Raw genomic sequence first — 26172 nt, forward strand, 5'->3', positions numbered from 1 at the left:
ATGGCCCAGCCTCTCAGATCGCGACCTGCGTGCCAATCTCCACCACGCGTCCGGTGGGAATCTGGAAATACTCGGTCGCGTCCGACGCAGTCTTCGCCAGGCCGATGAACAGCCGGTCCTGCCAGATCGGCATGCCGGAATTGGGCGAGGCTTTCAGCGAACGGCGCGACAGGAAGAACGACGTCGTCATGATGTCGAACTTCCAGCCCTGCTTGCGGCAGATGGCCAAGGCGCGCGGAATGTTCGGCTGCTCCATGTAGCCGAAGGTCAGCGTCACGCGCATGAAAAGCTCGTTGACCGTCTCCAGCTTGACGCGCTCGCTGTCGGGCACGACCGGCTGCGGCGCCGTCACCACCGACAGGATGACATTCTTTTCGTGCAGCACCTTGTAGTGCTTCAGGCTGTGCATCAAAGCCGTGGGGGCGCTCAGCGGATCGCTGGTCAGGAACACGGCGGTGCCGGAGACGAGCTGCGGCTTCTTCTTCAACAGGTTCGCCGCCAGGAAATCGAGCGGGATCTCGTTGCGGCGCGTCTTGTCGAACAAATAACGGCTGCCGCGCACCCAGGTCCACATGCCGAGGATGATGGCGAAGGCGACCGCGAGAGAGGCCCAGCCCCCCTCGAACACCTTGACGATGTTGGAGGCGAAGAAGCCTATGTCGATCAGGGCGAACACCGCCGTCAGGCCGATCGCCGGCCAGATATTCCACTTCCAGATGCGTGTCATGACGATGAACAGCAACGTCGTCGTCACCAGCATGTTGCCTGTGACGGAAATGCCATAGGCCGAGGCGAGCCTGCTGGATTCGCCGAAGCCAACCACCAGCAGCATCACCACCAGCGCCAGGAGCATGTTGACGCGCGGCATATAAACCTGGCCGGACTGCTTCTCCGACGTATGCAGGATTTCAAGCCGCGGCAGCATGTTGAGCTGCACCGCCTGTCTGGTCAGCGAATAGGCGCCGGAGATGACGGCCTGGCTGGCAATCACGGTCGCTGCGGTCGCAAGGACCACCATGGGGATCAGCGCCCAGCCCTCATTCATCTCGAAAAACGGGTGGCCGACCGTGCCCCCCTTGGCAAGCACATAGGCGCCCTGCCCGGCATAGTTCAAAAGCAGACAGGGAAACACGATCGCAAGCCAGGCCAGCACGATCGGCTTGCGGCCGAAATGGCCGAGGTCGGCATAGAGCGCCTCGGCGCCGGTGACGGCCAGGAAGACGGCGCCGACCGTGACGAAGGACACGTCGGGCGAATTGATGAAGAAGGCCACGATGTAGTGCGGGCTTATGGCCCACAGGATTTCCGGGTCCGAGATGATGTGCTTCAGCCCGGAAACGCCGATGGCAAGGAACCATATGGCGGTGACCGGCCCGAACACCAGGCCCACACCGCCCGTGCCGAAACGCTGCACGGCAAACACGGCTGCGAGAATGAGCAATGTCAGCGGCACCACATAGGGCTGGAAGGCGGGTGTGACGACGTTCATGCCCTCGACCGCCGACAGCACCGAGATGGCTGGCGTGATGACGGCATCGCCGAAGAACAGCGACGCGCCGACGATGCCGATGCCGAGCACGATCGCCGAGCGTGTCGGAAAAGTGCCGCGCGCCAGCGCCATTAGCGACAGCACGCCGCCCTCGCCGCGGTTGTCGGCGCGCAGCACGAACATGATGTACTTCACCGTGACCGTGATGGTGAGCGACCAGATAATCAGCGACAGCACGCCGAGAATGTCGGCGCGGTTGGCCACGTCGCCGCCCGACGAGGCGTGCAGCGCCTCGCGGAAGGCGTAGATCGGGCTCGTGCCGATATCGCCATAGACGACGCCGAGCGCCCCCAGCATCAACACCTTGGCGCTGTGCTGTTCGATCTCTGGATGGCTCGATTGGTCGACGGGTTCTGCCTCAGCACCATTGGCAAGGGCCATGGACCACACTCCGATAAAACGCGCGGTGCTCTACGCTTGCTGCAGTGCAATATCAAGTGCCCTAGCGTGAGGGCTCCCATGCCGCCGACGCACGGCTTCACTGTGCACGGAGCGCGCCTGCATCGCATCCGATAGAAACGGCCTCGTCAGATAGCGACCTGCGTGCCGATCTCGACCACGCGTCCGGTGGGAATCTGGAAATACTCCGTCGCATCCGCAGCCGTCCGCGCGAGGCCGATGAACAGCCGGTCCTGCCAGACCGGCATGCCGGAATTGGGCGAGGCCTTAAGCGAACGGCGCGACAGGAAGAAGGACGTCGTCATGATGTCAAACTTCCAGCCCTGCTTGCGGCAGATGGCCAGCGCACGCGGAATGTTCGGCTGCTCCATGTAGCCGAAGGTCAGCGTCACGCGCATGAAAAGCTCGTTGACCGTCTCCAGCTTGACGCGCTCGCTGTCGGGCACCACAGGCTGCGGCGCCGTCACCACCGACAGGATGACGTTCTTTTCGTGCAGCACCTTGTAGTGCTTGAGACTGTGCATCAGCGCCGTCGGCGCGCTCAGCGGATCGCTGGTCAGGAACACGGCGGTGCCCGAGACCAGCTGCGGCTTCTTCTTCAACAGGTTTCCCGCCAGGAAATCGAGCGGGATCTCGTTGCGCCGCGTCTTGTCGAAGAGGTAGCGGGTTCCGCGGATCCAGGTCCACATGATCAGGCCCATGAGGCAGGCGACGGTGATCGACACCCAGCCCCCTTCGACGATCTTGACGACATTGGCCGAGAAGAAGCCGAGATCGATGACGCCGAACAGCAATGCCAGCGCCAGTGCGGCCGCAACCTGCCATCTCCAGAGCCAGCGCATGACGACGAACAAAAGGATCGTCGTCATCAGCATCTCGCCGGTCACCGAAATGCCGTAGGCCGAGGCGAGCGCGCTCGAGCTGCCGAAACCGACGACCAGAAGCATGACGCCGAGCGCGACCAGGAGGTTCACCCTCGGCATATAGATCTGGCCGCTCTGCATCTCGGAAGTATGCTGCACCTCGATACGGGGCAGAAGGTTGAGCTGCACGGCCTGCCTTGTCAGCGAGAAGGCGCCGGAAATGACGGCCTGGCTGGCGATGACGGTGGCCGCGGTCGCCAGGCCCACCATCGGCATCAGCGCCCATTCGGGCAGCATCTGGAAGAACGGGTTGGTGGGCTTGCCGCCATGCGAGAGCACGAAGGCGCCCTGCCCGAAATAATTCAGGAGCAGGCAAGGGAAAACGATTGCGAACCAGGCCATCACGATCGGCTTGCGGCCGAAATGGCCGAGGTCGACATAGAGCGCCTCGGCGCCGGTGACGGCCAGGAACACGGCACCCACGGTGACGAAGGCGCCCGTCGGCGTGGTGGCGAGATAATAGATCGCGTAATATGGATTGATCGCCAGGAAGACGGACGGGTCGTCGACGATATGATAGACCCCAGCCGCTCCGATGGCCACGAACCATGTCGCCGTCACCGGTCCGAACACCGCCGCCACCTTGCCCGTGCCGAAGCGTTGCACGGCGAAAAGCACGGCCAGGATGACCAGCGTGATCGGGACCACATAGGCATCGAGCGCCGGGGTGACGACTTTCAGGCCCTCAACCGCCGAAAGCACCGAGATCGCCGGCGTGATGATCGAATCGCCGAAGAACAATGCCGCGCCGCAAAGGCCGATAACCAGGATGAAACGCGAGCCCGGGGGGTAGGCGCTGCGCGCCAGCGACATCAGCGACAGCGTGCCGCCTTCGCCCTTGTTGTCGGCTCTGAGCACGAAGGCGACATATTTTATCGTGACAATGATGGTGAGCGCCCAGACGATCAGCGACAGCACGCCGAGCACGTCATGGCGGGCGACCGAGCTCGACGAGGCATGCAGCGCCTCGCGGAAGGCGTAGATCGGGCTCGTGCCGATATCGCCGTAGACGACGCCCAGCGCGCCAAGCATGAGAACCTTGGTGCTGTGCTGCCGCTCGGTTTCGGCATGGCCCGAGCGTTCGAGGGATTCCGTCTCGCTGGCGTTGGCTAGCACCATGAACCCCATTTCATCAGATTCGCCACGCTTCGAGGTCGCCGCAACGCGCGGGACGCACCGAAACTGCCGGAGTTACGCAAGGCGCCCTACCATCCGCAGGCCTTCAAGAACCGCCCGACAGTGCCGGCCATGCCATACTCCAGCGCATCCGCTGTCAACCCATGTCCGATCGATACTTCGGCTAATGCCGGAATGCGTTTGGCCAGCGGCGGCAGGTTCTTCACGGTCAGATCGTGGCCGGCATTGACACCGAGCCCGGCCGCGAACGCCGCATCAGCGGTTTTTCCCAACCTTTCCAGTTCTTTCGCCGCCTTTGCGGAATCAGAATGGTAACCTCCATATGGCCCGGTATAGAGCTCGATGCGGTCGGCGCCGGTGTCGCGAGCCGCACTGACCGCGTCCGGATCCGCGTCGGAAAACAAAGACACGCGAAACCCGCCCTTCTTCAACCGCTTGACGATCGGAGTGAGGAACGCCGCCTGGGCGACGAAGTTCCAGCCATGGTCAGAAGTCGCCTGCGCCGGGTCGTCCGGCACCAGCGTCACTTGCTCGGGCTGGTTCTTTTCGACAAGCGCCAGGAAATCCTCGGTCGGATAGCCCTCGATATTGAACTCCGCGCCCGGAAACTCGTCGTCGATCAGCGCCCTGATCTCCGGCAGGTCGGAATGCCTGGTGTGCCGCTCGTCAGGGCGCGGATGCACCGTCAGCCCGTGCGCGCCGGCGGCAAGCGCTATGCGGCCAAGTCCGGTCACGCTCGGCCATGGCAGGTCGCGACGATTGCGCAGCATGGCGACGGCGTTGAGATTGACCGAAAGCTTGGCGGGCATGAGCTGGGTCCAGTGGATCGGCGCGCATCTATAGCGCCTTTGACGGGAACAGATAGAGGGTTTCGCGTGTTCCAGGGGATAGATGGAGGCTAAGATAAGGATTTGCCAGTGAATTTCCTCGAAGCCGTGCCGGCGATCCGCCGCATCGAGACCAATCGCGATGCGCTTTTCGCCATCGATGTCGTCGGCGATGTCTCGCCGGCCGACGCGGAAAACCTGTTCGGCCTGCTGGAGGCCGCCTACGCGCTGCATCCCAGGATCGACGTGCTGGTCAGGTTGACCGACGAGGAAAGCGTCGACTGGGCCAATATCAAGCAAGACACGCTCAAGCAGGGCGTGGCCGATGCGATGCAACATGTCGTGCGCTGCGCGGCCATCGGCGAGCCGAGTGGGGCCCCCCTCGTCGCCGGCCTTTTCCCCAAGACGCTGCCTTTCGAATTCAGGCGCTTTGGCGTCGACAACGAGGAAGCCGCCTGGCAATGGCTTGGCGCAAGACCAACGGACTAGGGTTGTTGAGATTCAGGTCAGGCCGAGCCGGAGTCGAAGACGGGCGCGAAGCGACCAAACTGAATGGTTTCCGGGAACCGGCCTACGCCGGCCGTAGCCTTCATAGAGCGGAGACGCTTATGAGAGCTTCGGCCGGCGAAGGCCGGAGCAGAGCGTACTTGACGCATGTGAGCACCGGAAGCGCAGGAGGCCGCCATTTGCAGGCCGGCCTCACCTGAATCCCAACAACTCTAGCGCACGACCGTCAGCCGCTCGGCGGCGCGGGTGATGGCGGTATAAAGCCAGCGCTGCCTGGTTTCCTTGAACGCCCAGCTCTCGTCGAACAGCACCACGTCGTTCCACTGCGAGCCCTGCGCCTTGTGCACAGTCAGCGCATAGCCGTAATCGAAATCATCGAAGCGCTTCTTCTGCTGCCAGGGGATCTCGGCATCCGGATCCTCGAACGCCGCCTTGAGCAGCTTGATCTTGGCGACGCCGCGGTCGGGATCGTCCTCTTCCGGCGAGACCAAAAGGTTGATGCCGGGCTTCACCGTCTCGCGCGACGAGGTCATCACTTTCCACAGCGAACCGTTGAGCAGCCCCTTGGCCGGATCGTTGCGCAGGCAGACCAGCTTGTCGCCCGCTTGCGGGAAGTCGGCGATAAACCCCTTCAACTCGCGCAGCCTTTGATTGTAGCGTCGGCGCGTGCGGTTGGTGCCGACCAGCACCTGATCGGCCTTGAGAACCAGCTCCTGGTTGACTGCTTCCCTGCCGATCACCTGGGCCGTGCCGTAGTCGCCATGCATGAATTCGCGGCCCTCGCGCACGTCGAGCGCCAGCCGGATGATCGGATTGTCGCGCGCTTGGCGATGGATCTCGGTCAACAGAACGTCCGGCTCATGCTCGGTGAAGAAGCCGCCGCCCGAGATCGGCGGCAGCTGCGCCGGGTCGCCGAGCACCAGGATCGGCGTGCCGAAACTCTGCAGGTCGCGACCGAGCTGCTCGTCGACCATCGAGCATTCGTCGATGACGACAAGCTTGGCGCGCGAAATCGGGCTTTGCCGGTTGAGCGAGAAGGTCGGCGACATCGATGTCTTGCCGGTCACCTCGTCCTCAACCGATTCCTCGCCCTTCGGCCTATAGATCAGCGAATGGATGGTGCGAGCGTTGGTCGCCCCCTTCGAGCGCAGCACCTGCGCCGCCTTGCCGGTGAAGGCGGCGAACTGCACCTGGCCGTCGACATGCTCGGCGAAATAGCGCGCCAGCGTGGTCTTGCCGGTGCCGGCATAGCCGAATAGCCGAAAGACCTGCGGCCGGCCCTCCTTGAGCCAACGCCCGACCGCTTTCAAAGCCTCATCCTGCTGGGGAGAAAATTCCATCAGTGCGACAGACCGGATTCGCAGGCGAAAGACAAGATTGGCCGCCATATCGACCGTTGTCGGCGACGATCGCTACCGCCTCCAACAACTCAGGCTATCAGTCACGAACTGGAACGTAAGGAGAACAACTCGCAGTACCTCGGTTGGCTCCGACGAAGAACAAGTCAGCCGTAGGCAGCCACTGCCGGCGGCGGCGGGTCGCGGTCAGGTCTCGGAACGGGCGCGTAGTGGTCGAACTGCATCGTGTAGGCCGCGCGGTCCAGGCTCATCGAGCGGAGATTGTCGACGTACTTGAACATGGTGGCCAGCGGCACCATCGCGTTGACCACGATGGCCTCGCCGCGGCTTATCCGACTCTTGACCAGACCGCGGCGGCCGTGCAGGTCGCCGATAATGCTGACGACATAGATTTCCGGCGTCACCACCTCGACCTTCATGATCGGTTCGAGCAATTGTACGCCAAGCTTGGGTGCGGCTTCACGGAAACAGGCGCGGCCGGCGATCTCGAATGCGAGCGCCGAAGAGTCGGTATGATGATAGGCGCCGTCCATAAGTGTCGCCTTTACGCCGATCATCGGGAAGCCCGCAAACGGGCCGGACCTCATGACGCTGCCGATGCCCTTCTCGACACCCGGGATGTATTCCTTCGGAACCGCGCCACCGACGATCTTCGATTCGAACTCGAACTCAATGCCTTTCGGGCTCGGTTCGAACAATATCTTGACGCGAGCAAACTGATCCGTACCGCCAGTCTGCTTCTTGTGCGTGTAGTCCTGCTCCTGCTTGTGGGTGATCGCCTCGCGATAAGCCACCTGCGGCGCGCCGACATTGACCTCGACCTTGAACTCGCGGCGGATGCGGTCGACGATGATGTCGAGGTGAAGCTCGCCTGTGCCGAAAATGATGGTCTGGCCACTTTCCGCGTCGGTCTTGACGCGGAAGGACGGATCCTCCTCGGCCAGCGTCGACAGGGCGACACGTAACTTCTCCTCATCGGCTCTCGACTTCGCCTCGATCGCGATTTGCAGCAAAGGCCATGGCGCGCCGGATATTTTCATCATAATTGCATGGTCGCAGGCAGCTTTAATATTTGCAACCGAGTGCGCATACGGAACCCGAACTGGGATAACGGAAATATAAACTGACCTTTTAGTCCGGCAGCACATAGTCCGCCGTCAGGGCCCTGGATCGTTCTCCAGCAGGATCGGCTTGCCATGCGGTGTGGCGTGCGCGGCACGTTCCCAGGCGGCGGCCAGTTCATCCACCTCGCCCTTGCGGGCGACACCTTTCCTGGACAAAAGCTTCTCCAGCGCCGCCAGCCAATGCTCGTAGTAATCGTGCCCGTCGCTCGCGGCGCCCGGCTTCTTCACCTCGGCGGATAAGGCCTCCGCCCATTCGCTCCACGAGAACAGGCCTTTGTCGTGCAGCGCAACCGTCAGGGCGAAAGCTTCCGCCTGCCACGGCTCGGCAAAGACCGGCTCGTCGAAACCGGCCGGCAACGCACCTTCATGCCGGCTCAAGATAGCTCTCCCAGGCGTCGATCGAGACGCTGAGCGTCGGATCGGCGCCTTCGCCCCAGATCTCGGCCCCGTCGAACACCACCGTGTAGACCCATTGCGGGTTCTCGCCCTTGCCGTGCGCATTGCTGTCGGGGAAGACGAAACCATCCCGCACCGCCTCGATCCTCCCGTTTTTGCTGCGCGCATAGCGCGGCAGGCGCGTATGTCCGGTCGGATTGAAATTCTTCGTCCGCACCCGGTCGCCCGGCTGAAAACGCGCCGGCGTGGCGACCGGCCGGTTGCAAGGCCCGCCCTTGGCGAGCACCGCGGGCACATCCGCCGCCTTCAGCACTCTTTTCGGCGTCGCGGCGGGATCGACGGCCTTGCCGGCGGCAAGGTCGCGCTCGGTGACGAAGCCGTGGCGTTTCAGGAGCGTTTCCAGCGCCTTGATCCAGATCTGGTAGTAGCTCGAGGAGTAATAGTCGGCGGGATGCAGCGATTCCCGCGCATGCCGGCTCTCGTCGATATTCCAGGCGCCCATGGACCCGGCGGTGAGCGTCACGCCCAGCGCCCGCCGCTCCCATGCTGCGTGGAAATAGGACTCGTCCTTTTCCGGCGCGACCGGCCCGAAACCCATTTGACCGCCGAGATCCTGCGGTCCGTTCATGCCGGTTCCCCTTCCGGCTCTTTGGCAAGCGCGGTGCCGATCATCGCGTCGCGGCTGACCAGTCCGGCGAGCTGCTCTTCGCTCCAGCCCTCGGTTCCCTTGGGACGCATCGGCACCACCAGGTAGCGAAGCTCGGCTGTCGAATCCCACACACGGATCTTCTTCTCCGCCGGCAGTATCAGCCCGAACTCCTCCAGCACGCCGCGCGGATCGATCACCGCCCGCGATCTGTAGGGCGGCGCCTTGTACCAGACCGGCGGCAGGCCGAGCACCGACCACGGATAGCAGGAGCAGAGCGTGCAAACGACGAGGTTGTGCGTCTCCTCGTTGTTGAACACGGCCTGCATGTGCTCGCCCTGCCGGCCGGTGTAGCCCAGCGACGCGATTGCCGCGGTCGCGTCGCGCTTGAGCCATTCGGCATAGGCTGGATCGTTCCAGGCCTTCGCCACCACCCGCGCCCCGTTGCGCGGGCCGATCTTCGTCTCATAGGTGTCGACGATGACGTCGATGGCCGCAGGGTCGATCAGGCCCTTTTGGGTCAGGATCGTCTCCAGCGCGCGCACGCGCGCCGCGAACGGATCGAGCTCGTTGTCGTGGTCATGATCGTGGGACATGGTCACAGACTAGGATCGGCTGCCGCCGGCCGCAAGCGCCACGGCTTGGGCCAGTCGGAGCGATCTACTCGGCTGCCGTCTTCTGCGGCTCGGGTTCGCCGTCGAACAGCGAGGCTTGCTCGCCGCTTTCCACCACATGCAGCGCCGGCCGGCTCTTCTTCGACGAGAAGCTGAGCAGCCAGCCCGAGAAATTCTCGAAATAGACGTAGATCACCGGCGTGACGAACAGCGTCAGCGCCTGCGAGGCGAGCAGGCCGCCGACCACGGCAACGCCGAGCGGCTGGCGCAATTCGGCGCTGGCGCCGGTGCCGAGCGCGATCGGGAACGTGCCCATCAACGCCGCAAGCGTCGTCATCATGATCGGCCGGAAGCGCATCAGGCAGGCTTTGTGGATGGAATCCCTCGCCGACATGCCCTGCCGCCTGAGCTCCAGCGCGACGTCGACCATCATGATGCCGTTCTTCTTGACGATGCCGATCAGCATCAGGATGCCGATCACCGCGATCACCGACAGATCCATGCCGGCGAAGCGCAGCGCCACCACGGCGCCCAGCACCGCCGACGGCAGGCCGGTGAGGATGGTGAGCGGGTGGATGAAGCTCTCATAGAGCATGCCAAGCACGATATAGATCGTCAGGATCGCGCCGCCGATCAGCAGCCCCTGATTGGCCAGCGAATCCTGGAAGGTCTTGGCCGTGCCGGCAAAGCTCGTCGAGATCTCCTTCGGCATGCCGATCTGTTCTTTGAGCTGGTCGATGCGGGTCACCGTGTCGCCGAGCGATACGCCTTGCGGCAGGTTGTAGGAGATCGTCACCGCCGGAAGCTGGCCGAGCTGATTGATCGTCAGCGCGCCGGCCGTGCGGTCGACATGGGCGAAGGCGCCGAGAGGCACCAGGCTGCCGCTCGCCGTCCGCATCTGGATGGCAAGCATCCGCTCGGGCGACCATTCGATCTTGGGATCGAGCTCGGTGATGACCTCATAGCTGTCGGCAGAACCGAAGATCGTCGAAACCTGGTCGGTGCCGAAGCCGCCATAAAGCGCGGAGCGCAGCGTGTCGGTGTCGATGCCGAGCTGGGCGGCCTTGTCACGGTCGATCACAAGCGATGCCTGCAATGCGTTGTTCTGCAGGTCGCTGGTGACGTCGGTGAACATCGTATGGTCCGCCGCCATCGCGTCGTTCAGCTTCTGCGCCCAGATGTCGGTCTGGCGGGTATCCAGGCCCTGCACCACGAGCTGATAGGCGCTGGCCGACGACCGCGAGCCGAGCCGCAGGTTCTGCACGGGCTGCATGTAAGTCTCAATGCCCGCCACGCCGGCCAGCTGGCGTCTGAGATCCGAAAGCACCTTCTCGATGTTGGGCCGCTGATCCTTGCCCTTGAGCTGGACGAAGAGCTGGCCCTGGTTGAGCGCGTTGTTGCCGCTGCCCGCCGACCAGGCCACATGGTCGACATAGGGCGACTTCGAAAACACGCTGGCCACCTGCCCTTGCAGCTTCGCCATGGCGTCGAACGAGATGTCCTGGCGCGCGATCGTGGTCACCGATATCTGGCCGATATCCTCCTGCGGAAAGAAGCCCTTCGGGGAGACCTGGATCACCCACACCGACGCCGCGGCGGTCGCGATGAAGACGAGGAACACCAGGAAAGTGTTTCGCAGGCAGAAGCCCAGGATCCGGTCATAGCCGCGCGTGATGAGGTCCGGCTTATGACCGGGGGCGTGCTTTTCGCGATCGGCCTTGGTCACCGACAACAGACGCGAGCAGAGCATTGGCGTCAGCGTCAGCGACACGAACATCGAGGCCAGAATGGCGACGGTCACCACGACGGCGAATTCGTTGAAGATGCGGCCGATGACGCCGCCCATCAGAAGCACCGGAATGAACACCGCCACAAGCGAGATCGAGATCGAGATGATGGTGAAGCCGATTTCGCGCGCTCCCTTCAACGAAGCGTCGAAGGCGGACAGCCCGTCCTCTTCCATATGGCGGAAGATGTTTTCCAGCATGACGATGGCGTCGTCGACGACGAGACCGACGGCCAAAGTCAATCCCATCAGCGAGATATTGTCGATCGAGAAGCCGAACAGGAACATCGCGCCAAGCGTGGCGATCAGCGAGATCGGCACCGCCACCGCCGGGATGATCGTCGCCGTCACCCGGCGCAGGAATACGAAGATCACCAGCACCACAAGCGCAATGGTCAAGAGCAGCGTGAACTGGACGTCGTCGACGGCCTGGCGGATCGATGTCGAGCGGTCATTGAGCAGCTTGATCTGGGCGGCGCCCGGCATCTGGTCCTGGAAGGACGGCAGCATCGCCTTGACCTTGTCGACGACGTCGACGGTGTTGGCGTCGGGCTGGCGCTGCACGGCCATGATGATCGCGCGCGTGCCGTCATACCAGCTCGCCGTCGTCGTGGTCTGCACGGAATCGACGACGCGCGTCACGTCGCCCAGCCGCACCGGACGGCCGTTCTTGGTTGCGATGATGAGGTTGGAGAAGCCTGCGGCGTCGGTAAGCTGCGTGTTGGCGGTAATCGTCAGCTGCTGCTTGTTGTTCTGCAGCACGCCGAGCGGAGTGTTGCTGTTGGCCGAGGTGATTGCGGCCTGCAGCTGATCGATCGAGATGCCGCGCGCGGCCAGCGCGGTCGGATCGATCTGGATGCGCACGGCGTATTTCTGCTGGCCGAAGATCGAGACCTGGGCCACGCCGTCGATGGTCGACAGCGACGGTGACATGACGTTTTCTGCGAAGGCGTCCAGATCGGTCAGCGGGACGGTGTCGCTGACCAGCGACATCAGAAGGATCGGGGCGTCGGCCGGATTGACCTTGCGATAGCTTGGCGGCGACGTCATTTCCGGCGGCAGCGATCTTTGCGTGCGCGCGATCGCCGCCTGGACATCCGCGGCCGCGGCATCGATGTCGCGGTTGAGCACGAACTGGATGGCGATCGAGGTCTGGCCGAGCGAATTGGTGGTCGAGATCGAATCGATTCCGGCGATCGTCGCGAATTGCTTGATCAGCGGCGTCGCCACCGATGTCGCCATCGTCTCCGGCGAAGCGCCGGGAAGGCTGGCCGAAACGTTGACCACCGGAAATTCAGCGCTGGGCAGCGCCGCCACCGGCAGGAACTTGTAGGCAAAAATACCGCCCAGAATGAGGGCGAACGACATCAGAAGGGTGGCGACAGGCTTGCGGATGCAGAATTCGGAGATCATTGGCTCGCCCCGCCGGCCTTATCGGCCTCCGCGACCTTGGGCGATGCCTGTTCACCGGATCCCGCGGCGGCTTTGCCTTCATGCACCGCCGCGCCGTTTTTCAACCGTGTCTGGCCTTCGACGACGACCTTCTCGCCGCTCTTGAGCCCGTCGCTGATAGCGCTGTTTTGGCCTTCCGTCAGCGCCACCTGCACCGGCCGCATCTCGACGGTGTTGTCCGGCTTGACGACATAGACGAACGGCCCCTTCTGACTGGGCTGCACCGCGACCGTCGGAACCGAGGTCATCTGCGGCATCATGCCGGCCTCGAGCACGACGTTCACATACTGCCCAGGCCACAGCGAAAGATCCGGATTCGGTATGCTCGCCCGCGTGGCGATGGTGCCGGAGGCCGTATCGACGCTGGAATCGACGAAATCGAGTGTGCCCTTGCCGATCGGCGTGGGATCGCCGGTCTTGGTCAGCGTCACGTCGCCTTGCTGCGGGTCGGCGAGCGCCTTGTGCAACAGGGCAAGGTTGCTCTCGGGCAGCGTGAAGTTCACCTGCAGCGGATCCATCTGCGTGATGGTGACCAGCGGCGTCGAGCTGCTCGAGTTGCCGTTGCTGGTGGTGACGAGATCGCCGACCGACACGTTGACCGCGCCGAGCCGGCCCGAGATCGGCGCCGTAATCGTTGCATAGCTCAATTGCACGGTGTCGGCATCGATGGTCGCCTTGTCGGCGTCGATGGTGGCGGCAGCGGCCTTCTGCGCCGCCAGCGCCTGATCGTAGGTCTGCTGCGTGCCGGCCTGCTTGGCGACGAGGTCCTTGGCGCGCTGCAGATCGGCCTGGGCGCTTACCAGCATCGCCTGGTCCTTGGCGAGCTGCGCCTGATCCTTGGCGAGCTGCGCCTTCAGCGCGCGGTCATCGAGCGAAATGAGCAGATCGCCGGCCTTGACCATCTGCCCGTCCTTGACCGCGATCGAGACGATCTGGCTGGAAACACGGGCATTGATATTGACCACCTCCGGTGACGAGACGAAGCCGATGGCATAGCGGCGGATCGGAAAATCGGCTGTCGTCGCGGTGGCGGAGACGATCGAGGCCGAACGCGGACCACCGCCTTTCGCATTGTCGCTTTTCGTATTGTCCGGGGCACCGGCCGCTTTATCGCCGCTCGCCGTCTTGTCCGTGGCGGCCACGCTGGCCTGCTTGCCCGAAATCAGCTGCTGGACCTTGGCCGACGTAGTGGGCGAAAGATAGAGCCCGGCGCCCGCCAGACCGGCGACCGCAACAACTGCAAAGGCGATTTTTCCGCGCATCGACAAATAAGCCTTCTACCCGACACGCCGATCCCGGTGGTCCATTCTAGCTCGCTTCACGGCCTCGTGCCGCGATTTTCGTGGAGTAGATAGGACAAGGCTTTGGCCGAAAAGGGCCAAAACGGGGCATTACGAAGATTTAATGTGCACTGCACAATAGCTAAGCAGCCGGCAAACGAACTCAACGAACGCCTCTGCGACCAGTCCGAAAACTGTCAGATGTGTTGAGATTCAGGTCAGGCCGAATCGAAAACGATGGTTTTCGAGAACCGGAGCGGAGCGTACTTTTCGTACGTGAGCATCGGAAGCGCAGAAAGCCAGCGTTTGCAGGCCGGCCTCACCTGAATATCGGCACATCTAACGGAGCATCGGCCACAGCGTCGCCGCCAAGAGCACGCCCATGGCGATGTTGAACCATTTCAGCCGCACCGGATCCGACAGGAAGCCGCGCAGCGCCGTGCCGAAGCCGGCCCATACCGAAACGCTGGGCAGGTTGACGATGGTGAAGGCGATCGAGATCAGCGCCACCGAGACGAACGGGTGATCGGCATTGGTGTAGACGGCCATCGCGGTGATCGCCATCACCCATGCCTTGGGATTGACCCACTGGAATGCGGCGGCGTCGATGAAGCGCATCGGCCGTCCCTGCGCCCCCTTTCCGTCGCTTATCGAGCGCGACATGGCGATCTTCCAGGCGAGGTAGAGCAGGTAGGCGGCGCCGGCGATCTTCAGCGCCGTATGCAGCGCCGGCACCGCGGTCAACACCGCGCCGAGCCCGAAGCCGACGGCCAGCAGCAGGACCAGAAAGCCGATGCTGATGCCCAGCATATGCGGAACCGTCCTGGCGATGCCGAAATTGACGCCGGAAGCGAGCAGCATGAGGTTGTTCGGCCCCGGCGTGATCGAAGTCACGAAGGCATAGACCAACAGGGCAAGGAATGTGTCGAGCGACATGTTATCCTCCCAGATATGTCAGCCTTACTGTCCTTTTAGCAAATGCGCAAAAGCCAGAAGCGGGCAACCGCCGGGCCAAATTTTTGAAACAGGACGGTCGCCCTGTTCACATTCCCTGCGGGCCGCGGTTCATCGCGGCGACGCCGGTGCGGCAGATCTCGACCAGGCCGAGCGGCTTCATGATGGCGATGAACTGGTCGAGCTTGGACCCCTTGCCGGTGATCTCGAAGATGAAATGCTCGGTGTTGGCGTCGATGACCGAGGCGCGGAAAGCATCCGCGAGCCTCAGCGCCTCGACCCGGGCGTCGCCGGTGCCGGCGACCTTGACCAGCGCCAGCTCCCGCTCCAGCGGCCGCTCCTGCCCAAGCTCATGCGAGCGCACGGTCAGGTCAACCACCCGGTGCACCGGCACGATGCGCTCGAGCTGGTGCTTGATCTGCTCCATCACATGCGGCGTGCCGCGCGTCACGATGGTGATGCGCGACAGATGTTTCTCATGCTCGGTCTCGGAAACGGTAAGGCTTTCGATGTTGTAGCCACGGCCTGAGAACAGGCCGATGACGCGGGCAAGCACGCCCGGCTCGTTGTCGACCAGCACTGAAAGCGTGTGCGTTTCCGGCTTTTCGGTTTCCTTGGCGATAAAATAGGCGGAGCCGGTCGGTTGAAGGTGCTGTGCGTTCATGACGTGAATCTCGATTTCAAACTTTTGAGCTAATTCTCTGTTTGCGCACGGCTTTCTCGCGACAGCCCCGCCTTGATGGCTGCCTACACCAGTTCCCTGCCCTTGGCGTCGATGGCGTTGGCCACCGCCTCGTCGGTCGCTTCGTCGGGCAGAAGCATCTCGTTGTGCGCCTTGCCCGACGGGATCATCGGGAAGCAGTTGGCCAAGGTCGCCACGCGGCAGTCGAACAGCACCGGCTTCTTGACCGAGATCATCTCCTTGATCGCGTCGTCGAGCTCGTCCGGCTTGTCGCAGCGTATGCCGTGGCCGCCATAGGCTTCCGCCAGCTTGACGAAATCCGGCATCGCCTCGGTGTAGGAATGCGACAGCCGGTTGCCGTGCAGCAGCTGCTGCCATTGGCGCACCATGCCCATATACTGGTTGTTGAGGATGAAGATCTTGATCGGCGCTTCATACTGCACCGCCGAGCTCATCTCCTGCATGGTCATCTGCACCGAAGCGTCGCCGGCAATGTCGATGACCAGCGCGTCGGGATGCGCGATCTGCACGCCGAGCGCGGCCGGCAGGCCATAGCCCATCGTGCCGAGGCCGCCCGACGTCATCCAGCGGTTCGGCTTGTCGAAATGATAGTGCTGCGCCGCCCACATCTGGTGCTGGCCGACCTCGGTGGTGATGTAGGTGTCCTTATCCTTGGTCAGTTCGTAGAGCCGCTGGATCGCGTATTGCGGCATGATGACGTCGTTGTTCATCTTGTAGGCGAGCGAATCCCGCGCCCGCCATTTCGCGATCTGCTCCCACCAGGGATAGAGCGCCTTCTTGTCGACCTTGGCGGTCGCCCGCCACAGCCGCACCATATCTTCGAGCACCCGGCCGACATCGCCGATGATCGGCACCTCTGTGTGAACGTTTTTGTTGATCGACGACGGGTCGATATCGATGTGGATCTTCTTCGAGTTCGGCGAGAATGCGTTGAGCCGGCCGGTGATGCGATCGTCGAAGCGCGCGCCGATGCAGACCATCACGTCGCAGTCATGCATGGTCATGTTGGCTTCGTAGGTACCGTGCATGCCGAGCATCCCGACCCAGTTCTTGCCGGAGGCCGGATAGGCGCCGAGGCCCATCAGCGTCGAGGTGATCGGAAAACCGGTGAGATCGACCAGCTCGCGCAGCAGATGGCTGGCTTCCGGACCGGAATTGATGACGCCGCCGCCCGAATAGATGATCGGCCTCTTCGCGCCGGCCATCAGCTCGACCGCGGCCTTCACCTTTTCCAGGTCACCCTGGACCTTCGGCTGGTAGCTGGTGCGCGGCGCCGTTTGCGGCGGCACGTAGGTGCCCTTGGCGAACTGCACGTCCTTCGGAATATCGACCACGACCGGGCCGGGTCGGCCGGTCGTCGCGACATGGAACGCCTCATGGATGGTGGCGGCGAGCTCGTTGACGTCCTTCACCAGCCAGTTGTGCTTGGTGCAGGGTCGCGTGATGCCAACCGTGTCGCATTCCTGGAAGGCGTCGGAGCCGATCAGCGAGGTCGGCACCTGGCCGGTGAGGCAGACCAGTGGGATGGAATCCATCAGCGCGTCCTGTAGCGGCGTCACCGCATTGGTGGCCCCGGGACCGGACGTCACCAAAAGCACGCCGGCCTTGCCGGTCGAGCGCGCATAGCCTTCGGCCGCGTGGCCGGCGCCCTGCTCGTGCCGCACCAGAATGTGCTCGACCTCGTCCTGCTGGAAGATCTCGTCGTAGATCGGAAGAACGGCGCCGCCCGGATAGCCGAACACATGCTTGACGCCGTTGTCCTTCAGCGCCTGCACCACCATTTCAGCGCCCGTCATTTCGCGCCGCTCGTTCTGTCCGTTGCTCATCGGTCTTGTCCCGTAATGTTCGCCGCCTGGCGATTTGCTGGTCGTTTAGTCGTGTTCAAGGCAATAAAAAAGGCCCCCGAGGGAGCCTGTGTGATGCGCATGGGAGGTTTTCGCCCGGCGGTTACACCGCCTTGCCCACGCGCCAGCCTACGAGAATGAGTGCCGTTTTCATGGGCGCGGACAATAAGGGCCAAAACGCGGGCTCGTCAATGGGGTCCAGCGCGAATTCACTCGCCTGTGAGAGACGGCGCCTGCGCGCAACCACCCCACAGCTACCATAGTACAGTTGAGCGTCGCTCTCCGACGCACCACTATACGCGGGCAAAAGACGTGCGAGGAGGACGCATGGCTGGCGAGCACATATGCGAGATCGAGCAGGTCCTGTCCGGCGTGCGATCGTCTCGCGACGATGTCATAGTTCAATCCTGGCTGCGCTGCATCGATACCCATCGACTCGACCCGGCACGGCCGATCCAAGCCCATATCGTCCTAACAGATTGATTTCATTGCAATCGCTCATGAGCATCGCGGTTGGCAGGCTGCTTGCTGCTCATGCCGGACTCTAGCAAAGTGGAGGAGAACAAATGCTCGAGAGAACACCCACCACCAAGGCGCAAGCGCTGCTCGACAAGTTCGGCAAGGCGCTGGAAGCCGGCGACATCGACAGCGCCGTCAACTGCTTCCAGGCCGATTGCTACTGGCGCGACCTCGTCACCTTCACCTGGAACCTGAAGACGATGGAGGGCCAGGACCAGATCCGCGACATGCTGCAGACGACGCTGGCCAGCACCAGGCCGACCGGATGGGCAGTGGCCAAGGGCGAGGAAGCGAGCGAGGACAGCGGCGTCACCACTGCCTGGATCACCTTCGAGACGAGCGTTGCGCGCGGCTTTGGCCTCGTGCGGTTCAAGGGCGACCTGATCTGGACCCTGCTCACCACCATGGCGGAGCTGAAAGGCCATGAGGAGAAGGCCGGCTTCACGCGTCCTCTCGGCGCCAAGCACGGCCACGGCAAGGGCCGCAAGACGTGGCGTGAGGAGCGCGACGACGAGATCGCCGAGATCGGCCACACCAAGCAACCCTATGTCGTGATCATCGGCGGAGGCCAGGGCGGTATCGCGCTCGGCGCCCGGCTGAAACAACTCGGCGTGCCCACCATCATCGTCGAGAAGAACGAGCGTCCGGGCGACTCTTGGCGCAAGCGCTACAAGTCGCTCTGCCTGCACGACCCGGTCTGGTACGATCACCTGCCCTATATCGACTTCCCGAAGAACTGGCCGGTCTTCGCGCCCAAGGACAAGATCGGCGACTGGCTGGAAATGTACACCAAGGTGATGGAGCTGAACTATTGGTCTTCCACCACCGCCAAATCCGCCAAATACGACGAGAAGGCCAAGGAATGGACGATCGTCGTCGAGCGCGGCGGCAAGGAGATCGTGCTCAAGCCGAAGCAACTGGTGCTGGCGACCGGCATGTCGGGCAAGGCGAACTGGCCGAAATACAAAGGCCAGGACATCTTCAAGGGCGAGCAACAGCACTCCTCGACCCATCCCGGACCGGACAAATACCGCGGCAAGAAGGTGGTGGTCATCGGCTCCAACAACTCGGCCCACGACATCTGCGCGGCGCTGTGGGAAGGCGGCGCCGACGTGACCATGGTGCAGCGCTCGTCGACCCACATCGTCAAGTCGGACACGCTGATGGATATCGGGCTTGGCGCGCTCTACTCCGAGCAGGCGGTGGAGAACGGCATGACGACGGGCAAGGCCGACATGATCTTCGCTTCGTTGCCCTACCGCATCCTGCACGAGTTCCAGATCCCACTTTACCGGCAGATGAAGGAACGCGACGCGAAATTCTACGACGACCTGGAAAAGGCCGGCTTCATGCTCGACTGGGGCGACGACGGCTCGGGCCTGTTCATGAAATATCTGCGCCGCGGCTCCGGCTACTATATCGATGTCGGCGCCTGCGACCTCGTCATCGACGGCTCGATCAAGCTGAAGAGCGGACCGGGCGCCGCGGTGCAGGAACTCACCGAAACCGGCGTCAAATTCGTCGACGGCACCGAATTGCCGGCCGACCTCGTCATCTATGCCACCGGCTACGGCTCGATGAACGGCTGGGCCGCCGACCTCATCTCGCAAGAGGTGGCGGACAAGGTCGGCAAGGTCTGGGGCCTCGGCTCCGCCACCACCAAGGATCCGGGTCCCTGGGAGGGCGAGCAGCGCAACATGTGGAAGCCGACGCAGCAGGAAGCGCTCTGGTTCCACGGCGGCAACCTGCACCAGTCGCGTCACTATTCGCAATATCTGTCGCTGCAGCTGAAGGCGCGCCAAGTTGGCCTGCCGACGCCTGTCTACGGGCTGCAGGAGGTGTACCACAAGAGCTGACGCACGGCGCTCTCGCGGATGGCAGAAGCCCAACGGGCCGGGCTTCTGCCATTTATGCCGCCTTCTCAGCCGCGAACTTCTTCACCACTCGCTCGAGCAACGGCACGTAGTCGCGAAAGGCCCGCGTCTTCATGTCGGCGACCTTGCCGCCTTCGTCCCAGATGCGCACGCGCACCGCTTCGTCGTGGAAGGGATTGCTGCGGAACTCAGCCACCTCCTCCGCGCTCATCGGCCCGCCCTGCAGCGACAGCGTATGCACCGAAGCCGGCGACAGCTTGCCGAAATAGGTCGGATCGGTGGCGCAGAGATAGCGCTTGGCCGAGACATGCAGCCTGACGCATTCGACGATGACCGGCGGGAAGAAGGGCGCCAGCACCTCACCGCCCGCCTCGTCATGGTGCTTGTCCTCGACGTCGTCGGGCGAATAGGTGCCGAACTCACTGGTGTAGTGGCCGATGTCGTGCAGCAGCGCCGCCGCCACAAGCTCCTCGGGCGCGCCGTCCTGCTCGGCCAGCCACGCGCCCTGCAGCATATGCTCCGACATGGTGACCGGCTCGCCGAGATAGGATTCGGCGCCGCGACGCTCGAAAATATCAGCGATGAATTCGACGATGTTGCCTGCGTTCAATTCGTTGGGCTTCATTCCGCCGCCTCCTTGAAACCATGCTCGATCGCGGCAAACGTCGACAGCAGGCCGTCCTTGTCGGCGTAGCAGCCCTGCAGCCAGCGCTTGCCGCTGCCGGAAAACGCCTTGCGCGCATGCATGACGCGGGTGTTGTCGACGATGAAGGATTGCCCCGCCTCGAGCTTGAACGTCACCTCGAAAGCAGGATCCTCGATCAGCTCGGCAAACCGGCGGTAGGCCGCATAGTATTTGTCCATCGCGGCGAAGGGCACGTCGACCGCCGGCGCCAGCGAGCGGTTGTTGAAGCGGATGCAGATGAGCTCCCCATCGGGCCCGAGCTCGATCATCGGCCGCTTGGACTGCAGCCGTACGCCCGACGAGCCGGCATATTCGAAACGCGCCGGATGGGAAGAGAGCAGCCGGAAGCCCTCCGGATTTTCCGACTGAAGTGCGGCAGCCACCGCGAACCCGTCGATGACGCTGGACTCGCCGCCTTCGACCGTGTTCTCGATGCAGGCGAGGATCTGCAGCGTCGGCACCGGATCGCGATAGGGGTTGTCGGTATGCGCCTGCAGCCCAAGATTGGTGTAGGCGAGGTTGTTCGGATTGATCTCGGCCCGCACCTCGAACCAGCGCCCATAATTGGTCTCCCTGATATAGCCGAACAGGTCCGCCACCTTGCACAGCGCGCCGGATTCGGCGGACAGGCCGTCCATGATAGCGAAGCCGAAGCTGCGGACCGCGGCGAGCCATTGCCGCAAGACGTTGCTGTCGCGGCTGGCCTCCGCATAGGTCGCGCGCGGCACGGAATTCTGCATCGTGGCTTTCGTCCAGCGCTCTATGTCGCCTCCCGTCCAGCCGGGTTCGCGCGCCTGCTGGCGATCATAGGCATGAGAGCGGAGCCAGCTTGAGGGAAAGCTGACGGCCTTGCCTTCAGGAGCGAATGTGACCTCCAGCGCTCCGCCCCTGATCTCAGCCGCGCCGATCCGCGTCTCGGCCGGAATGTCGAGGATGGTGATCAGCCGCTGTCCGTTGCCGGCGCTGCGCGTCTTGTCGTCCAGCGCGTTGTCGCGCAGCCATATGGCATGGAAGCGGCTGCGCGCTCCGTCCTTCCAGCCAAGCTCGATGGTTCGTCCCTCGTCGCCCAGCGTCACTGTCGTCAACATGTCCAAAACCTCCCATCCTACATCCGCGGCTGCGGGTACGGATTGCATGCTGGCTTCATCAAAGGCATAATTCAAATTATCGTTTTATGGGTATTGGCGCTAAATTTCTGATGGCTGGAAGAGCTCTCGATACGATGCCTCCGCTCGATTGGCTGCGCAGTTTCGAGGCGGCCGCCCGCCTCTCGAACTTCACCGCCGCGGCCGCTGAGCTCGGGCTCACCCAGGCAGCGGTGAGCCAGCACATCCGTTTTCTGGAGGAGCGGCTCAGGACGCGATTGTTCGCGCGCCTGGCACGCGGCGTGGCTCTGTCGCCAGAAGGCGCAGCCTATCTCCCGCACATCCAGTCGGCATTCGCGACTATCGGCAACAGCACGAACGAGCTGTTCGAGCCGCGTGCCGTGCAGATCGTCAGCATCCGCGTCCCCATCTCCTTCGCGATGCTGGTGCTGGTCCCGGCTCTTCCTGATCTGGCAAAGGTGCTGCCGCAGATCCGGCTCGATCTGGTGACCATCCATCGGCCGACCGACTACGACCAGCCGGGCTCGGCGCTCGACATACGTTTCGGCAACGGATCCTTTCCCGGGCGCGAGGCCGACCGGCTGACCGTCGAGCGGCTTGTCCCGGTCGCGGCTCCGCCGCTCGCCCAAGGTGGCGAGTGGACGTCGTTGCCGCTTCTCCTGGTGGCGGGCGCGCGCGAGATGTGGGCGGAATGGTTCGCAGCCGCGGGAGTTTCCGGCCATCCCCGGCGCTCGCACCGCTTCGACAGTTTCGTCGCCGCCATGGAAGCCGCGAAGGTCGGCGCCGGGGCGCTGCTCGGCTCGCGGCCGCTGATCGACGCGGCCCTCAAGGACAAGGTTCTCGTCAGGCTTTCCGATTTCGAGCTTTCGAGCCCATCGGGCCATTTCCTGACGAGACCGTCATCGTCGCGACTCTCCGGCGCCGAGCAGGATTTCCGCCGCTGGCTCCTGTCGCACATTGCCGGAAGTTCAGGATAGCGTGTCGGCCGCTGCCCCGATCCGTTTCCAGTAGATAAGGGTGCCGGTGAGCCCGCCGTGTGGCTTAAGCGCGAAATCGGGGATCTCACCGGCCAAGGTGAAACCAAGTTTCTCATAAAGCCCGGCCGCGCCCTCTTCGCTGGCCGTGTCCAGCACCAGCAGCGTACGGCCTTTCTCGACGGCCAGTTTCTCCGCTGCCCGCATCAGGGCGGTCGCGACGCCTTTGCCACGATGGTCGCGGCCGGTCATCAGCTTGGCGATCTCGGCGCGGTGCGGTTGGTTGGGCGGGAAGTCGAGCAACAACGTGACGGTGCCGGCAAACACCTCGCCCCGCCATAGGCCCAGCACCGCCCTTTCGCCGCGCGCCGCCGCGGCAAGCGACTTGCGCCAGAATTCCCGCGCGGCCTCCGCCGACAATGGATGCATGAAGCTCACCGATCCGCCGGCGGCGACCGTCTCGATCAGCAGATCGGTGAGCATCGCGATGGTCGCCGCATCGTCGCTCAGCGCCCGGATTTCAAGGGAGTTCATGCTGGTGCTCTCCAGGTGATGATATGTCGTTGACGAGGTCATTCGAAATGGCTGATGCGTTTCCGCCGTCGCGCCCGCCTGATTTCGGCGATACGGTCGGCGTCGTCCTCGCCGAGATGGCGGCCACGCTCCAGTATCTCGAGCGTATATTCCTCGTAGGTCAAACCGAGCCGTTCGGCTCTCTCCAGCCGCATCAGCATGACGGCGTGGCTTGGCGCCTTCCAAGCCTCGTCGTGGGCGGCGCGCCAGGCGAGGAAAATGTAGGCATCGCCCTTGCCCCAGGGCGGGCCGTCATAGTCGTCGAGCGGCGGCCCGCCATTGTGCGAGCGTTTTGGCCGGCGAGACATCGGAGTCAGTCCCTGACCAGTGCCACGAGATACTCCGCCGCATCCGGTCCGGGAGCATGAAAGACGCAATCCGAGGGCGCGCCCAGCGCCAGGCAGTCGCCAGGCTCGAGCCGGTGCACCACATCGCCCTCGGTGAAATCCAGCCTTCCGTCGATCAGCCATATCTGCTGTTTGATGAAGGCGTAGGACGCCGCCGGCAGACTGACCTTGGCACCTGCCGGAAGGCTGACCCTGACCAGTTCCAGCGGCATCTGCGATGCCGGCGATAGATGACGCCTGATGTACCCGGTTGCCGGATCCTGCCAGATCGGCTGCTCGTCCCGGCGCGAAATGCCGCCGCCTTGCATCTCGGCCCGCGCGATCAGCGTCGACAGCGTCATGCCGAAGGCCGCCGCGATGCGCACCAGAAGCGCCGCGGTCGGACTGGTCGTACCGCGTTCGATGGCGCTCAGCATCGCCTTCGAAACGTCCGAGCGCTCGGCCAATTCGGCAAGCGACCAGCCCCTCAGCGTTCTTTCGGAGCGTATCCGCCTGCCGATCGTGGCGGTAATGCTATTCGATATATCATCCATCCGTCCAATATATCGGATTTTCTCGGCCTGGAAAGAGGCCAGTCGATCGAATTGTCGCGCCAGGTTTAACGCCGCCTACACCATCCGACCTCACCTGACTTTAACCCCGATTGGGTAGGGTCGAGGCTCCAGGGGAATGGGATCAGGTCAGCCATGTTTGTCGAACGCGAAGCCTCCGTTGGCGAACCGACTTCGCAGGAGCGCCGCAATATCCAGCAGAACGACAAGCGGATTCTGGGCAATGTCGTGCAATGCGACGGCGCGCGCGCCACCATCAGTGCCCATGCCGAAGACACCGAAGGCGCGATCAGCGGCCTTTGGACCGTCGGTAAGATGATTTCCATCAATCTCGGTTCGACGCGAACGGTCGGCCTTGTCTACGCCATCGGCAAATCGGATCGCGCCTGGAACCACGAAGGGCAGAATCCGATCGAGGTCAGCGTCGAACTGGTCGGCGAGGTTCGCGACGGCGTCGAGCCCGGCGCCAAGCCGGTGTTCGACCGTGGCATCACCACCTACCCGCATATTGGCGCCATTGCTCACCGCATCCGAACCCGCGACCTGCAGGCGGTCTACGATCTGGCCGGGCGCCATTCAGTGACCATCGGTACCTTGTCGCAGGATGAATCGATCGATGCCAACATCGCCATCGACGACACGCTGGCGCGTCATTTCGCCATCGTCGGCACCACCGGTGTCGGCAAGTCGACAGCTGTCTCGCTGCTGTTGCGCAAGACGATCGAAGCGCGTCCCGATCTGCGCGTGCTCATCCTCGACCCGCATAACGAGTTCGCCGCCTCGCTGCCGGAATATTGCGTGAAGGTCGATTCCAAGACGCTCGACCTGCCGTTCTGGATGTTCAGGCTGGAGGAGTTCGCCGAAGTGCTGTTTCGCGGCCGCGAGACGGTGCCGGAGGAAGTGGATGTCCTGCGCGATCTGATCCCCGCCGCCAAGAACCTTTACCGCAACCCGAATTCCGGCACCTATGTCAGGCGCGGCAGCGACGCGCTGACGGCGGACACGCCGGTGCCCTACCGCATCGCTGATCTCATCAAGCAGATCGACGAGCGCATGGGCATGCTCGAAAGCAAGAACGACCGCCCGACCTTGAAGTCGCTGAAGACACGCATCGAATCGGCGGCGGCCGATCCGCGCTACCGCTTCATGTTCAATTCGCGGCTGATCGAGGACACCATCCACGAAACGATCGGCAACATTTTCCGCGTCCCCAACCATGGTCGACCGGTCACCTGCTTCGAGATGGCGGGCATGCCTTCGGAAGTCGTCAACTCGGTCTGCTCGGTGCTGGCACGCCTGGCCTTCGACCTGGCGCTGTGGAGCGAGGGCCGGCTGAAGCTGCTGCTGCTTTGCGAGGAAGCCCATCGCTACATGCCGGCCGATCCGCGTCTCGGCTTCGCGCCGACAAGGCACGCGCTGTCGCGCATCGCCAAGGAAGGCCGCAAATATGGCTGCTATCTCGGCGTCGTCACCCAGCGCCCGGGCGAGCTCGACCCGACCATCCTGTCGCAATGCTCGACCTTCTTCGCCATGCGGCTTGCCAACGAGCAGGACCAGGCCATCATCCGCTCGGCAATCGCCGATTCCTCGGCCTCGACCCTGGCGTTCCTCTCCTCGATGGGGCAGCGCGAAGCCATCGCCTTCGGCGAAGGCGTGGCGACCACCATGCGGCTGAAGTTCGAGAAGCTGCCGCAGGAGTTCATCCCGGGCACCGCTAAGGGCGAGAAGATCGAGTCTTCCGTGGATGGCAACGACGTCGATCTCGCCATGATCGTCGAGCGGCTGCGCAACGTGCCGAAGCCGCAGCAGGCCATGGCCTTCGCTGAGGCTGTGGATTCCTCCCGCCAGGCCGGCGACCCGGACTACAAGAAGCCGGCCACCGCCGCGCGCGTGCAGCCGGACGACGACTTCGACACGCGCTACGGCCTGAAGCCCTCGACCTTCGGCATGCGCCAGCTCAACGATTGAACGACCAACTTCGCAAGCACAGCCAGATTCCGAACAGGAATTCATCAGGCCGGATCGAATGACGTGGCCTTCGAGA

Annotated in this window: 21 protein-coding genes and 1 pseudogene; 4 read left to right on the forward strand and 18 right to left on the reverse strand. The window is 63.3% G+C overall.

The features are described from left to right. Window positions 1-13: 13 nt before the first annotated feature. The 3 genes from LB526_RS03420 to LB526_RS03430 all read right to left on the reverse strand — a co-directional run bounded on the left by LB526_RS03420 (window position 14) and on the right by LB526_RS03430 (window position 4817). Window positions 14-1930, reverse strand: a complete 1917-nt coding sequence (locus LB526_RS03420) for a potassium transporter Kup (RefSeq protein ID WP_224626099.1) — start codon at window positions 1928-1930, stop codon at window positions 14-16. A 146-nt stretch (window positions 1931-2076) separates the two neighbouring features. Beyond that, window positions 2077-3990 (reverse strand): potassium transporter Kup, encoded by a 1914-nt coding sequence (locus LB526_RS03425; protein ID WP_224626101.1) that lies wholly within the window; start codon window positions 3988-3990, stop codon window positions 2077-2079. Between the two features lie 86 nt (window positions 3991-4076). Next, complete coding sequence (locus tag LB526_RS03430) at window positions 4077-4817, reverse strand: pyridoxine 5'-phosphate synthase (RefSeq protein ID WP_095764797.1); 741 nt, start codon at window positions 4815-4817, stop codon at window positions 4077-4079. A gap of 108 nt (window positions 4818-4925) precedes the next feature. Here LB526_RS03430 and LB526_RS03435 point away from each other — a divergent pair, with 108 nt between their 5' ends. After that, window positions 4926-5324 carry an STAS/SEC14 domain-containing protein gene (locus tag LB526_RS03435; protein ID WP_224626103.1) on the forward strand — a complete coding sequence of 133 codons (399 nt, stop codon included), beginning with the start codon at window positions 4926-4928 and terminating at the stop codon, window positions 5322-5324. 230 nt (window positions 5325-5554) lie between these two features. Here LB526_RS03435 and LB526_RS03440 read toward each other — a convergent pair whose 3' ends face one another. The 10 genes and pseudogenes from LB526_RS03440 to LB526_RS03485 form a co-directional block, all read right to left on the reverse strand. Then, entirely contained in the window at window positions 5555-6682 is a 1128-nt protein-coding gene (locus LB526_RS03440) for an ATP-dependent RecD-like DNA helicase (protein ID WP_224626105.1), read from the reverse strand. 164 nt (window positions 6683-6846) lie between these two features. Further along, window positions 6847-7722: pseudogene (gene fusA, locus LB526_RS03445) on the reverse strand (elongation factor G); the annotation flags it as partial. A gap of 135 nt (window positions 7723-7857) precedes the next feature. Next, window positions 7858-8202, reverse strand: a complete 345-nt coding sequence (locus LB526_RS03450; RefSeq protein WP_224626106.1) for a nitrile hydratase accessory protein — start codon at window positions 8200-8202, stop codon at window positions 7858-7860. Next, on the reverse strand, window positions 8189-8848 hold the full coding sequence (gene nthB, locus LB526_RS03455) for a nitrile hydratase subunit beta (protein WP_224626108.1): 660 nt from the start codon (window positions 8846-8848) through the stop codon (window positions 8189-8191). The genes LB526_RS03450 and nthB overlap by 14 nt, the downstream gene beginning before the upstream one ends. Next, window positions 8845-9462 (reverse strand): nitrile hydratase subunit alpha, encoded by a 618-nt coding sequence (gene nthA / locus LB526_RS03460; protein WP_224626110.1) that lies wholly within the window; start codon window positions 9460-9462, stop codon window positions 8845-8847. The genes nthB and nthA overlap by 4 nt, the downstream gene beginning before the upstream one ends. A 64-nt stretch (window positions 9463-9526) precedes the next feature. Continuing rightward, the gene (locus LB526_RS03465) at window positions 9527-12679 is read right to left on the reverse strand and encodes an efflux RND transporter permease subunit (RefSeq protein WP_224626111.1); all 3153 of its coding nucleotides are present in this window, start codon (window positions 12677-12679) and stop codon (window positions 9527-9529) included. Next, on the reverse strand, window positions 12676-13980 hold the full coding sequence (locus LB526_RS03470; RefSeq protein WP_224626114.1) for an efflux RND transporter periplasmic adaptor subunit: 1305 nt from the start codon (window positions 13978-13980) through the stop codon (window positions 12676-12678). The genes LB526_RS03465 and LB526_RS03470 overlap by 4 nt, the downstream gene beginning before the upstream one ends. 357 nt (window positions 13981-14337) lie before the next feature. Further along, window positions 14338-14934, reverse strand: coding sequence for a LysE family translocator (locus tag LB526_RS03475; RefSeq protein WP_095764789.1), 597 nt, complete (start codon window positions 14932-14934; stop codon window positions 14338-14340). Between the two features lie 106 nt (window positions 14935-15040). Then, window positions 15041-15616, reverse strand: coding sequence for an acetolactate synthase small subunit (gene ilvN / locus LB526_RS03480; RefSeq protein ID WP_027169049.1), 576 nt, complete (start codon window positions 15614-15616; stop codon window positions 15041-15043). Window positions 15617-15699: 83 nt separating this feature from the next. Continuing rightward, window positions 15700-17481: an acetolactate synthase 3 large subunit gene (locus tag LB526_RS03485; RefSeq protein ID WP_224626117.1), complete on the reverse strand. Its 1782-nt coding sequence runs from the start codon at window positions 17479-17481 to the stop codon at window positions 15700-15702. 584 nt (window positions 17482-18065) lie between these two features. Here LB526_RS03485 and LB526_RS03490 point away from each other — a divergent pair. After that, the gene (locus LB526_RS03490) at window positions 18066-19874 is read left to right on the forward strand and encodes an NAD(P)/FAD-dependent oxidoreductase (RefSeq protein WP_224626120.1); all 1809 of its coding nucleotides are present in this window, start codon (window positions 18066-18068) and stop codon (window positions 19872-19874) included. Window positions 19875-19926: 52 nt separating this feature from the next. On the opposite strand, the gene LB526_RS03495 is transcribed toward LB526_RS03490, so the two are convergent. Further along, complete coding sequence (locus tag LB526_RS03495) at window positions 19927-20517, reverse strand: HD domain-containing protein (protein WP_224626122.1); 591 nt, start codon at window positions 20515-20517, stop codon at window positions 19927-19929. Then, window positions 20514-21665, reverse strand: a complete 1152-nt coding sequence (locus LB526_RS03500; RefSeq protein WP_224626126.1) for a gamma-butyrobetaine dioxygenase — start codon at window positions 21663-21665, stop codon at window positions 20514-20516. Before LB526_RS03500 ends, LB526_RS03495 begins: the two co-directional genes overlap by 4 nt. 110 nt (window positions 21666-21775) lie before the next feature. Here LB526_RS03500 and LB526_RS03505 point away from each other — a divergent pair, with 110 nt between their 5' ends. Then, complete coding sequence (locus tag LB526_RS03505; protein ID WP_224626129.1) at window positions 21776-22660, forward strand: LysR family transcriptional regulator; 885 nt, start codon at window positions 21776-21778, stop codon at window positions 22658-22660. Here LB526_RS03505 and LB526_RS03510 read toward each other — a convergent pair. Genes LB526_RS03510 through LB526_RS03520 form a run of 3 tightly spaced genes read right to left on the reverse strand, consistent with a single transcriptional unit; the run spans window position 22652 to window position 24110 of the window. Continuing rightward, window positions 22652-23191 carry a GNAT family N-acetyltransferase gene (locus tag LB526_RS03510; protein ID WP_224626133.1) on the reverse strand — a complete coding sequence of 180 codons (540 nt, stop codon included), beginning with the start codon at window positions 23189-23191 and terminating at the stop codon, window positions 22652-22654. The genes LB526_RS03505 and LB526_RS03510 overlap by 9 nt on opposite strands. 38 nt (window positions 23192-23229) lie before the next feature. After that, window positions 23230-23538, reverse strand: coding sequence for a hypothetical protein (locus tag LB526_RS03515; RefSeq protein WP_224626136.1), 309 nt, complete (start codon window positions 23536-23538; stop codon window positions 23230-23232). 5 nt (window positions 23539-23543) lie between these two features. Further along, entirely contained in the window at window positions 23544-24110 is a 567-nt protein-coding gene (locus tag LB526_RS03520; protein WP_224626139.1) for a helix-turn-helix domain-containing protein, read from the reverse strand. A 153-nt stretch (window positions 24111-24263) separates the two neighbouring features. Between LB526_RS03520 and LB526_RS03525 the strand changes: the two genes are divergently transcribed. Beyond that, window positions 24264-26096, forward strand: a complete 1833-nt coding sequence (locus tag LB526_RS03525) for an ATP-binding protein (RefSeq protein ID WP_224522810.1) — start codon at window positions 24264-24266, stop codon at window positions 26094-26096. Window positions 26097-26172: the final 76 nt, after the last annotated feature.

It is taken from the genome of Mesorhizobium sp. CA6, assembly GCF_020165035.1.
In the GTDB taxonomy this organism is placed as follows: Bacteria; Pseudomonadota; Alphaproteobacteria; order Rhizobiales; family Rhizobiaceae; genus Mesorhizobium.

Bases quoted from the DNA above. Each gene is read 5' to 3' on its own strand.
- LB526_RS03420 (WP_224626099.1), bottom strand. From the start codon at position 1,930: ATGGCCCTTGCCAATGGTGCTGAGGCAGAACCCGTCGACCAATCGAGC.
- LB526_RS03525 (WP_224522810.1), top strand. From the start codon at position 24,264: ATGTTTGTCGAACGCGAAGCCTCCGTTGGCGAACCGACTTCGCAGGAG.
- LB526_RS03515 (WP_224626136.1), bottom strand. From the start codon at position 23,538: ATGTCTCGCCGGCCAAAACGCTCGCACAATGGCGGGCCGCCGCTCGAC.
- LB526_RS03495 (WP_224626122.1), bottom strand. From the start codon at position 20,517: ATGAAGCCCAACGAATTGAACGCAGGCAACATCGTCGAATTCATCGCT.
- LB526_RS03500 (WP_224626126.1), bottom strand. From the start codon at position 21,665: ATGTTGACGACAGTGACGCTGGGCGACGAGGGACGAACCATCGAGCTT.
- LB526_RS03440 (WP_224626105.1), bottom strand. From the start codon at position 6,682: ATGGAATTTTCTCCCCAGCAGGATGAGGCTTTGAAAGCGGTCGGGCGT.
- nthB (WP_224626108.1), bottom strand. From the start codon at position 8,848: ATGAACGGACCGCAGGATCTCGGCGGTCAAATGGGTTTCGGGCCGGTC.
- LB526_RS03430 (WP_095764797.1), bottom strand. From the start codon at position 4,817: ATGCCCGCCAAGCTTTCGGTCAATCTCAACGCCGTCGCCATGCTGCGC.
- LB526_RS03505 (WP_224626129.1), top strand. From the start codon at position 21,776: ATGGCTGGAAGAGCTCTCGATACGATGCCTCCGCTCGATTGGCTGCGC.
- LB526_RS03490 (WP_224626120.1), top strand. From the start codon at position 18,066: ATGCTCGAGAGAACACCCACCACCAAGGCGCAAGCGCTGCTCGACAAG.
- LB526_RS03465 (WP_224626111.1), bottom strand. From the start codon at position 12,679: ATGATCTCCGAATTCTGCATCCGCAAGCCTGTCGCCACCCTTCTGATG.
- LB526_RS03520 (WP_224626139.1), bottom strand. From the start codon at position 24,110: ATGGATGATATATCGAATAGCATTACCGCCACGATCGGCAGGCGGATA.
- LB526_RS03510 (WP_224626133.1), bottom strand. From the start codon at position 23,191: ATGAACTCCCTTGAAATCCGGGCGCTGAGCGACGATGCGGCGACCATC.
- LB526_RS03425 (WP_224626101.1), bottom strand. From the start codon at position 3,990: ATGGTGCTAGCCAACGCCAGCGAGACGGAATCCCTCGAACGCTCGGGC.
- LB526_RS03485 (WP_224626117.1), bottom strand. From the start codon at position 17,481: ATGAGCAACGGACAGAACGAGCGGCGCGAAATGACGGGCGCTGAAATG.
- ilvN (WP_027169049.1), bottom strand. From the start codon at position 15,616: ATGAACGCACAGCACCTTCAACCGACCGGCTCCGCCTATTTTATCGCC.
- LB526_RS03470 (WP_224626114.1), bottom strand. From the start codon at position 13,980: ATGCGCGGAAAAATCGCCTTTGCAGTTGTTGCGGTCGCCGGTCTGGCG.
- LB526_RS03475 (WP_095764789.1), bottom strand. From the start codon at position 14,934: ATGTCGCTCGACACATTCCTTGCCCTGTTGGTCTATGCCTTCGTGACT.
- nthA (WP_224626110.1), bottom strand. From the start codon at position 9,462: ATGTCCCACGATCATGACCACGACAACGAGCTCGATCCGTTCGCGGCG.